The sequence below is a fragment of the Streptomyces sp. SID4985 genome, from assembly GCF_009863025.1.
Classification (GTDB): Bacteria; Actinomycetota; Actinomycetes; order Streptomycetales; family Streptomycetaceae; genus Streptomyces.
Map to the genome: position 1 here is coordinate 36,805 of NZ_WWIR01000082.1, position 8,224 is coordinate 45,028.

Sequence of the window (8,224 nt, forward strand, 5' to 3'; positions counted from 1 at the left end):
CGGCTGACGCCGGACGCTACGCTCAGGCGCTGTGGTCCGGGTCGAAGCGGTCCGCGCGGTGGTCGCGGTTCGCCTCGTGGGCACCGGCCTGGCGGGCGTCGCGCTCCGGACGGCCGTCACGCTGCTGCTGGCCACGCTGACCGGCACCGGCCTTGTCACGGCCCTGGGCCGCCTTGTCACGGGTCTGCCCCGCCTTCTCGCGGGCCTGGCCCATCTTCTCCTTGGCCTGGTCCTGCGCCTGGCGGGACTTCTCCTGGATCTGGTCCTTCATACCCATGTGGGTTCACATCCCTGGTGGGGTGGGGGAAATCGGCCCTTGCTGGGCCTCGACCAGATTCACACGCCCGAACACGGAACGCATGTCGATCAGTTACGTTCCGTAGCCCTCTCCGCCTCGTCCGCCGCGCCGCCCGCGCCCACCAGCCCCGAGCGCATCCCCTGGAGCCGGGAGGCGTACCTGCGCATCTCGCGCTGCCCGACCGTGCCGATCAGTGCCGGGAGGTAACCGCGCACCCCCTGCATCCCGCGCAGCCACCACTGCCCGTACACATGCGCCGAGCGCCGCTCGATGCCGTCCGCGATACGGTCCACGGCCGGGCCCAGCGGGTACGTCTTGTTCGCCGGCCAGGGCAGCCGCTGCCTCAACTCCCGCATCACGTCGTCCTGATCGGCGCCGCGCACCATGTCGGTGTCGGTCCAGGACAGGTACGCGACGCCCACCCGCACGCCCTGGTAACCGACTTCGGCGCGCAGGCTGTGCGCGTACGCCTCCACGCCCGCCTTGGAGGCGCAGTACGCCGTCATCATCGGCGCCGGGGTCATCGCGGCGAGCGAGGCGACCTGGAGGAGGTAGCCGCGGCTCTCGGTCAGCACCGGCAGGAAGGCGCGGGCGGTGACGGCCGAGCCGATCAGGTTCACCTCGATCACCCGGCGCCAGGCCACCGGGTCGGAGTCGGCGAATGGACCCCCGTTCGCCACACCGGCGTTGGCGACCACGATGTCCACCTTGCCGAAGCGCTCCTTGACCTCCCGGGCCACCCGGCTCATCGCCTCGTGGTCGGTGACGTCGGCGTACCAGTAGCCGCCCTCGCCGTGCAGCCGCTCGGAGGCGGCCTTCAGCGCCTCCTCCTCCAGGCCGACCAGCGCCACCGTCGCCCCGCGCGCGGAGAGCTTGCGCGCCAGCAGCTCGCCGACGCCGCGCGCCGCCCCGGTGACGACCGCGACCTGTCCTTCGAGACCCACCCTGCTCATGCGCCCTCCTCCAGCGATGCGGGGGCGTTCCCCGCGACGTACGTGGTGACGAGTTCCCGTATCCGCCCGGTCACAGCCTCCGGCGCCTCCACCGGGGTCATGTGGCCCACGCCGGTCAGCTCGGTCAGGCCGACGCAGCGCGGCAGCGCGGCGACCAGCGCGTGGGCGTGCGCCGAGGGGGTGAGCCGGTCGGCGGTGCCGTGCAGCACCTCGGTGGGCACGGTCAACCGCCGTACGCCGTGGTCGAGATCGAGCCCGGCCAGCACCGTGCCCCAGGCGTGCCGGGCGGCGCGCGGGCAGGCGTGCACGATACGGGCGCAGGCGTCCACCATGTGCGGGGCCGAACCGGCGCCCATGGTCGCGTACTTGAGGACCGCCTTCGCCACCGGCGTGACCGGGCCGAGCGGGGCGCGCGAGCCGAGGATGTGCCCGCTCAGCCGGGTACGCAGCCGCCCGGCGGGCAGCGGCACCACCTTGGCCCAGGCCGTGAGCTGCGAACTGCCGGTGCTGCACAGCAGGACGGCGGCCGCGTGCTCGCGGAAGCGGGGACGGTCGGCGGCGGCCATGACGGTCATGCCGCCCATGGAGTGCCCGGCGATCAGCGCCTGTTCGCCGGGCGCGAGGGTGTGCGCGAGGACGGCTTCGAGGTCGTCGGCGAGCGCGGCCGTGGAGCAGGCCGGGCTGAGCGGGCTGCGGCCGTGGCCGCGCTGGTCGTAGGCGATCACCCGGTGGTCGCGCGCCAGGTCCCGTGTCTGCGCGGCCCAGAAGGCGGTGGAGCAGGTCCAGCCGTGGGCGAGGACGACGGGCGGGGCGCCGTCGGGGCCGTGCACCTCGACGTGCAGCCGGGCACCGTCGGCGGAGATGGCATCGACGATGCGGGCGGGGACCGGCGGGGCGTAGGGACCGGTGGCGACCGGCTCGGGGCGGCTCACGCGCCGGCCTCGGTGCGGGCGGCCTTCTTCGCGGCGGACGCCTTGGCGGCGGGCTTCCCGGCGACGGACTTCGCGGCCTCGGGAGCCTCAGACGCCTCAGACGCTTCAGGTGTCGCCTTCCCCGCGCGGATCACCTCGTACTCCCCGAGGTCCACCCGCCGGACCGCGCGGCGGAACTCGGCGGTCGTGCCCGGCCAGAGGGTGGTGTTGCGGCCGCTGGCGTCGAGGTACCAGCTCGTGCAGCCGCCGTTGTTCCAGACCGTGCGCCGCATCCGCTCCTGCACCCGGTCGTTCCAGGCGTCGACGGCGGCCGGACGGGCGTCGAGCGCGACCCGGCCGCCGAGCACGTCCAGCTGGCGCAGATAGTCGGCGAGGTAGTTCAGCTGGGACTCGATCATGAGGATCATGGAGGAGTTCCCGAGGCCGGTGTTGGGCCCGATGACGCTCAGCCAGTTCGGGAACCCGGCGGCGGCGCCACCACGCAGCGCCTGCATCCCGCCCTTCCAGGCGTCCGCGAGCGTGATGCCCCCGATGCCGACCACGCGCTCGGCGATGGGCATGTCCGTGACGTGGAAGCCCGTACCGAAGATGATCGCGTCGACCTCGGTCTCCGTGCCGTCGGCGGCGACCACGGTCGAGCCGCGGACCTCGCTGAGCCCGCTGGCGACCACGTCCACGTTGGGGCGGGCGAGCGCCGGATAGTAGGCGTTGGACAGCAGGATGCGCTTGCAGCCGATGCGGTAGTCCGGGGTGAGCTTGGCGCGCAGGGCCGGATCCTTGATCGCGCGGGCCATGTTGCGCCTGGCCAGCCGCTCGACCAGACCGAGTTCCTCGGGGTGCTTGGTGAAGGCCTGCACCTGGAGTTCCCGGATGCCCCACAGCAGCCCGCGCCGCAGCCGGGTGGTGAAGGGCAGCGCCCGGTGCAGCCGCCGCTCGGCGCCGCTGATGGCGCGGTCCACGCGGGGCATCACCCAGGGCGCGGTGCGCTGGAAGAGGGTGAGGCGGCCGACCTTGGGCTGGATCTCGGGGATGATCTGGGCGGCGGAGGCGCCGGTGCCGACCATGGCGACGCGCTTGCCGCGCAGGTCGTAGTCGTGGTCCCAGCGGGCGGAGTGGAACACCTTGCCGGGGAAGGAGTCCAGGCCCGGGATCGCGGGGATCTTCGGGTCGGACAGCGGCCCGGTGGCGGAGACCACCATGTCGGCGGAGTACGACCCGTTCGTCGTCTCGATGTTCCAGCGCAGCCGCTCCGCGTCCCAGGTCATCAGCTTGACCTCGGAGCCGAAGCGCAGATGCGGACGTAGCCCGAAGGTGTCCGCGACGTGCTCCAGGTAGGCGCGGATGTGCTCCTGCCCGGAGAAGGCGCGCGGCCAGTCGGGGTTGGGGGCGAAGGAGAAGGAGTACAGGTGCGACGGCACGTCGCAGGCGCAGCCGGGGTAACTGTTGTCCCGCCAGGTGCCGCCCACCCCGCTCGCCCGCTCCAGGACGACGAAGTCGGTGATCCCCTCGCGGCGCAGCCGCACGGCCGCTCCAAGCCCGCCGAAACCGGACCCGATCACCGCCACCCGTACATGCTCGTGCTGGGCCATCCCGAAGCCTCCACGCATCAGCTGGACTCTGCCAGTGAACACTGGCGCAATGGGACTGTAGAGCAGCTCCGTACCGAGCGGTAGGGGGCGCGAAAGGAAAGTTACCGGCGGTACGCCATAGGCTGCGGGCGTGACGGAAGAGGGCGGACCCAGCACGGAGCAGACCGGCGGCGTACGGGAGTACCGCATGGAGGAGCTGGCCCGGCTGGCCGGCATCACCGTGCGCACCCTGCGCTTCTACCGCGAACGCAAGCTGATCCCACCGCCCCGCCGCGAGGGCCGTATCGCCTGGTACGACGACCACCACCTGGCCCGGCTGCGCACGATCTCGGCCCTGCTGGAGCGCGGCCACACACTGAACGGCATAGCGGAGCTGGCCGAGGCGCTGGAGAACGGCCGTGACGTCGCCGACCTGCTCGGGGTCGGCCCGCCCAGCGAGGAGGAGCCGGTACGGCTCACCCCGGAGGAGCTGGCGGCCCGCTTCGCGGGGCAGGACACCCCGGAGAACCTGGCCGCCGCCCTGGAGCTGGGCTACGTCGGCACCGACGGCGACGAGATCGTGCACATCAGCGGCCGCCTGCTGGACGTCTCCTCCGCCCTGGTCCGCGAGGGCATCCCGCTCGCCGAGGTCCTGGCGGCGGGCGCCCGGGTCCGCGAACACGTCGACGCCCTGGCCGACCTCTTCGCCTCCATGGTCCTCCGCCACGGCCCCGAGGAGGACCTGCACCGGCTGCGCCCGCTGGCGCGGAGCGTGGTGGAGGCGGAGCTGTCGCTGGCGCTGGACCGGCGGCTGCGGAAGCGGGAGTGAGGCCCGGAAAGCGGGAGTGAGGCCCGAAAGCGGGCGTCAGCGCTCGTAGACGACCGTCACCGGCGCGTGGTCCGACCAGCGCTCGGCGTGGGTGGCCGCGCGCTCCACGGAGCCCTTCACTGCCTTGGCGGCGAGCCCGGCGGTGGCCAGGTGGTAGTCGATGCGCCAGCCGGAGTCGTTGTCGAAGGCGCGGCCGCGGTAGGACCACCAGCTGTAGGGGCCGTCCACGCCGGGGTGCAGGGCGCGCATGACATCGACGTAGCCGCCGTCCCCGGGGGTGAGCACCCGGCTCAGCCACTCCCGCTCCTCGGGCAGGAAGCCGGAGTTCTTGGTGTTGGCGCGCCAGTTCTTGAGGTCGGCCTGCTGGTGGGCGATGTTCCAGTCGCCGCAGACCAGGACCTCGCGGCCGTCGGCGGCGGACCGCTCGCGCAGCTCCTTGAGGTGGGCCAGGAACTCACCCATGAAGCGGACCTTCTCGTCCTGCCGCTCGGTGCCGACCTCGCCGGAGGGCAGATAGAGGGAGGCGACGGTGACGCCGGGCAGCTCGGCCTCGACATAGCGCCCGGAGCCGTCGAACTCGGCGGAGCCGAAGCCGACCCGGACCCGGTCGGGCTCACGGCGGGTATACAGCGAGACACCGGCGCGGCCCTTGGCTGCGGCCGGGGCGTGCACGACGTGCCAGCCCTCGGGCTCCCGCACGTCCTCGGGCAGCTGGTGCGGCTCGGCGCGCACCTCCTGGAGGCAGACCACGTCGGCCGGGGTCTGCGCCAGCCACTCCACGAAGCCCTTCTTGGCGGCGGCGCGGAGCCCGTTCACGTTCACGGAGGTAACAGTCAGCACCATGGCACGATACCGGCACACCCCGGAAAACCCGGCGCTCCACAGCCCGCATGGAAGTACGGTCACCAGCATGAACATACGCCGCGTCCGCTTCGACCACCCCGACGCCGTGAAGCTCAACGACGAGGTCCAGGCCGAGTACCACGTGCGCTACGGCGACGGCGGCGACGCCACCGTGCTGGACGTCACCGACTTCGACCCGCCCCGGGGCGTCTACCTGATCGCCTACGACGAGCGCGACCGCCCGGTCGCCACCGGCGGCTGGCGCGCCCAGGACACCAACGGCGAGGGCAACGAGGACGGCGACGCCGAGCTGAAGCGCATGTTCGTCGTCGAGGAGATGCGCGGCCGGGGCGTGGCCCGCCTGATGCTCGCGGCCCTGGAGGACGACGCCCGCGCCGCAGGCCGCCTCCGCATGGTCCTGGAGACCGGCACCCGCCAGCCGGAGGCCATCGGTCTGTACACCTCCAGCGGCTACACCCCGTGCGCCAAGTTCGGCTTCTACCGGGAGTACGAGAGCAGCCGCTGCTTCGCCAAGGGGCTGTGAACGGGCGGCGGTCTCAGGGGTTCCAGTAGGTCTCAGGGGTTCCAGTAGACCGTCGTGAACACCCGCTCGAAGCGCCGGGCGACCAGATCCGCGCGCTGGATCGCCCAGTGCACGGTGGCGCCCTCCCGCCCCTCGATCCCGGGGCTCCAGTCGGCGAGCAGCACCCAGTCGGAGACGTCGCCGGACACCGGGCCGTCCCACCTGCCCGCCTCCGCCTCCTGCCGCGCGCAGGAGACGGCACCGGCGAGCGGATCGGTGTAGACGGCCTCCTCCGAGGCGTACCCGCCGAGCTGGAGCGGCCCCCGATGGACGATCTCCCCCTCGACGTCGTCCCAGACCTCCACCAGCTCCTCGGCGCGCGGATGTCCGGGCAGCGGCTCGCTCCAGGGCGCCTCGGGGAGGTCGACCGCGCGGTGGTACGGCAGCGACACATCGGCCGTCACCCGCATCGGCCCCTGCGGAAACCTCCCGAACAGCTCGCGGTACTCCTCGACATCGGCCAGCGCCCAGCCGTACCGGTCCCGCTCCTCCACGGCCGTCCCCGCCGGGACGTACACCACGCTCCCCATGTTCGCGCAGTCCCCGTCGTCCTCGGGCACGGCGAACAGCAGCAGTTGGCCGTCGGGCGGCAGCGGAAGATCGGTCACCCCGTCGGGCAGCGCCGCGAGATCGATGCTCCCGACGAAGGGATGCACGGGGTCCGCGACCCCGCCCGGCAGCGACAGCGGCCCCCCGAACCGCCCCACCACCTCCCCGTCCCCGCCCTGCCCCAACGTCGCACAGGGCCGCGCGAGCCCGAGCCACCGCTCCACGTCCTCGCCGGGTATCCCCCGGGCGATCGCCTTGCCACGAAAGGGACTTAACCGGTCCCGCAGTTCAGGAGTCATGGGGGAACCGTAGGGGGAGGGTCTGACAGCGGGCCCGGGGTCGAGAGGCGCTCGCTTCACAACTTCCCGCCAGGGACGCCGTGTTCACGGCCGCACGCGGTGAGCGCGAGGACTCCCCGGCCCGCGATGCGGGTGTGCGGTCCCAGCGCCGCGGGGTCGACCGAGAGCCGCGCCCAGGACGGGGCTGACGAAGGCCCGGGAGCAGCGGGCGTGCGGCCTGCGGTCCCAGACGTGCTGGTCGCGCTTCCATGCCTCCGCGCCCGCTCGCAGCGTGACCGGCTCGGGCTCGGCGAGGCCGAACGCCTCCAGCACCGCGTCCTGGTCGCCGGTCGGCACCGCGTACCAGCTGCCGCACAGATGCATACCGTCCGGCACCTCGGCCGGGAGTGTGATCGGCGTCACGCCGGACACCTTGGGCGGGCCCACCGACAACGGCGCGGCTCCGAAGTGCCCCACAACGTGTCAGAGCCCCAGTCGGATTTCTCCGACTGGGGCTCTGAGCTGCGGTGGACCTGTGGGGATTTGAACCCCAGACCCCCTCGATGCGAACGAGGTGCGCTACCAGACTGCGCCACAGGCCCTTGCAACGAGTGAAACTCTAGCATCCCGATCCGGGTGCTCGGAAATCCGCTCCCGGACTGGTCAGGGCGGGGGTCACTCGTTGGCGGCGCGGGGGCGGCCGTCGGTCTCGTACTGGTCGAAGAGGGGGGTGCGGCCGCGCTCGCGGGAGCGGCGGGCGGAGGCGGCGCGGCGGGCGGCGTCGCGGGTGTCCTCGGCGCGGGGCTCCGGGACCTCCTCCGGCTCCGTCTCGTGCTCCGACACGACCGGTCCCGAGCGGGCGGAGCTCCAGGTGTCCGGGGCGCCGAGGTCGACGTCGGGGGTGGCGCGCGGGGCGACCGGAGCGGTGACGTAGGTGGGCAGCGGGACCGGGACCGGCTCCCAGCTGTCGCCGTGGCCGGGCGGCCGCGTGCGCTCGCGCTGCTGGTCGACCCACTCGGCGTGGTCGGTCTGCTCGACGAGGGCGCGGCGGTCGGCGGCGAGCGCGGCGGACAGGGCGGGATCGGTCTTCGGCTCTGATGCCTCCTCCGGTTCGTCGGCGACGGCGCCCGCGTCGGCCGCCAGACGGCGGCGCGACCGGGGCGCGCTCTCGCGCAGCCTGCGGGCGGCGTCCTCGGCGCGGCGGCGGTCCATCTGGTAGGCGAAGCGGCGCCGTTCCTGGGTGCGCAGATAGCCGATGTAGCCGCTGAGCAGGAGGGCGGGCACGGCGGGCACCCACAGGAAGGCGAGCCCGCCGACGGCGGCGACGATCGCGCCGCAGGTGAAGCCGAGGAAGAGCAGGACGGTGGTACGCCTGCGCCGCGCGAGCACCT

The 8,224-nt window shown here is 73.1% G+C and carries 9 protein-coding genes, 1 tRNA gene and 1 pseudogene; 2 read left to right on the forward strand and 9 right to left on the reverse strand.

Annotated features, from left to right (window positions below; translation table 11 throughout):
* Positions 1 to 22: 22 nt before the first annotated feature.
* From GTW40_RS03405 to GTW40_RS03420, 4 genes are all read right to left on the reverse strand, one after another.
* Positions 23 to 277, reverse strand: a complete 255-nt coding sequence (locus GTW40_RS03405) for a hypothetical protein (RefSeq protein WP_161178647.1) — start codon at positions 275 to 277, stop codon at positions 23 to 25.
* An 89-nt stretch (positions 278 to 366) separates the two neighbouring features.
* The gene (locus GTW40_RS03410) at positions 367 to 1,251 is read right to left on the reverse strand and encodes an SDR family oxidoreductase (protein ID WP_161178648.1); all 885 of its coding nucleotides are present in this window, start codon (positions 1,249 to 1,251) and stop codon (positions 367 to 369) included.
* Positions 1,248 to 2,183, reverse strand: coding sequence for an alpha/beta hydrolase (locus GTW40_RS03415; protein WP_161178649.1), 936 nt, complete (start codon positions 2,181 to 2,183; stop codon positions 1,248 to 1,250). Before GTW40_RS03415 ends, GTW40_RS03410 begins: the two co-directional genes overlap by 4 nt.
* Positions 2,180 to 3,772: an NAD(P)/FAD-dependent oxidoreductase gene (locus tag GTW40_RS03420; RefSeq protein ID WP_237525314.1), complete on the reverse strand. Its 1,593-nt coding sequence runs from the start codon at positions 3,770 to 3,772 to the stop codon at positions 2,180 to 2,182. The genes GTW40_RS03415 and GTW40_RS03420 overlap by 4 nt, the downstream gene beginning before the upstream one ends.
* A 187-nt stretch (positions 3,773 to 3,959) precedes the next feature.
* On the opposite strand from GTW40_RS03420, the gene GTW40_RS03425 reads away from it, so the two are divergent.
* Complete coding sequence (locus GTW40_RS03425) at positions 3,960 to 4,580, forward strand: MerR family transcriptional regulator (RefSeq protein ID WP_161178654.1); 621 nt, start codon at positions 3,960 to 3,962, stop codon at positions 4,578 to 4,580.
* 36 nt (positions 4,581 to 4,616) lie between these two features.
* On the opposite strand, the gene GTW40_RS03430 is transcribed toward GTW40_RS03425, so the two are convergent.
* Positions 4,617 to 5,423: an exodeoxyribonuclease III gene (locus GTW40_RS03430; RefSeq protein WP_202485325.1), complete on the reverse strand. Its 807-nt coding sequence runs from the start codon at positions 5,421 to 5,423 to the stop codon at positions 4,617 to 4,619.
* A gap of 67 nt (positions 5,424 to 5,490) precedes the next feature.
* On the opposite strand from GTW40_RS03430, the gene GTW40_RS03435 reads away from it, so the two are divergent.
* Positions 5,491 to 5,967 (forward strand): GNAT family N-acetyltransferase, encoded by a 477-nt coding sequence (locus GTW40_RS03435; protein ID WP_161178650.1) that lies wholly within the window; start codon positions 5,491 to 5,493, stop codon positions 5,965 to 5,967.
* 32 nt (positions 5,968 to 5,999) lie between these two features.
* On the opposite strand, the gene GTW40_RS03440 is transcribed toward GTW40_RS03435, so the two are convergent.
* From GTW40_RS03440 to GTW40_RS03455, 4 genes and pseudogenes are all read right to left on the reverse strand, one after another.
* Complete coding sequence (locus GTW40_RS03440) at positions 6,000 to 6,854, reverse strand: DUF1963 domain-containing protein (RefSeq protein ID WP_161178651.1); 855 nt, start codon at positions 6,852 to 6,854, stop codon at positions 6,000 to 6,002.
* Positions 6,855 to 6,938: 84 nt separating this feature from the next.
* Positions 6,939 to 7,256: a hypothetical protein gene (locus GTW40_RS03445; protein ID WP_161178652.1), complete on the reverse strand. Its 318-nt coding sequence runs from the start codon at positions 7,254 to 7,256 to the stop codon at positions 6,939 to 6,941.
* 105 nt (positions 7,257 to 7,361) lie between these two features.
* Positions 7,362 to 7,435, reverse strand: a tRNA-Ala gene (locus GTW40_RS03450).
* 73 nt (positions 7,436 to 7,508) lie between these two features.
* Positions 7,509 to 8,224: pseudogene (locus GTW40_RS03455) on the reverse strand (hypothetical protein); the annotation flags it as partial.

Coding starts and splice junctions, on each gene's coding strand:
- GTW40_RS03420 (WP_237525314.1), bottom strand. CDS start 3,772: ATGGCCCAGCACGAGCATGTACGGGTGGCGGTGATCGGGTCCGGTTTC.
- GTW40_RS03440 (WP_161178651.1), bottom strand. CDS start 6,854: ATGACTCCTGAACTGCGGGACCGGTTAAGTCCCTTTCGTGGCAAGGCG.
- GTW40_RS03425 (WP_161178654.1), top strand. CDS start 3,960: ATGGAGGAGCTGGCCCGGCTGGCCGGCATCACCGTGCGCACCCTGCGC.
- GTW40_RS03430 (WP_202485325.1), bottom strand. CDS start 5,423: ATGGTGCTGACTGTTACCTCCGTGAACGTGAACGGGCTCCGCGCCGCC.
- GTW40_RS03410 (WP_161178648.1), bottom strand. CDS start 1,251: ATGAGCAGGGTGGGTCTCGAAGGACAGGTCGCGGTCGTCACCGGGGCG.
- GTW40_RS03405 (WP_161178647.1), bottom strand. CDS start 277: ATGGGTATGAAGGACCAGATCCAGGAGAAGTCCCGCCAGGCGCAGGAC.
- GTW40_RS03435 (WP_161178650.1), top strand. CDS start 5,491: ATGAACATACGCCGCGTCCGCTTCGACCACCCCGACGCCGTGAAGCTC.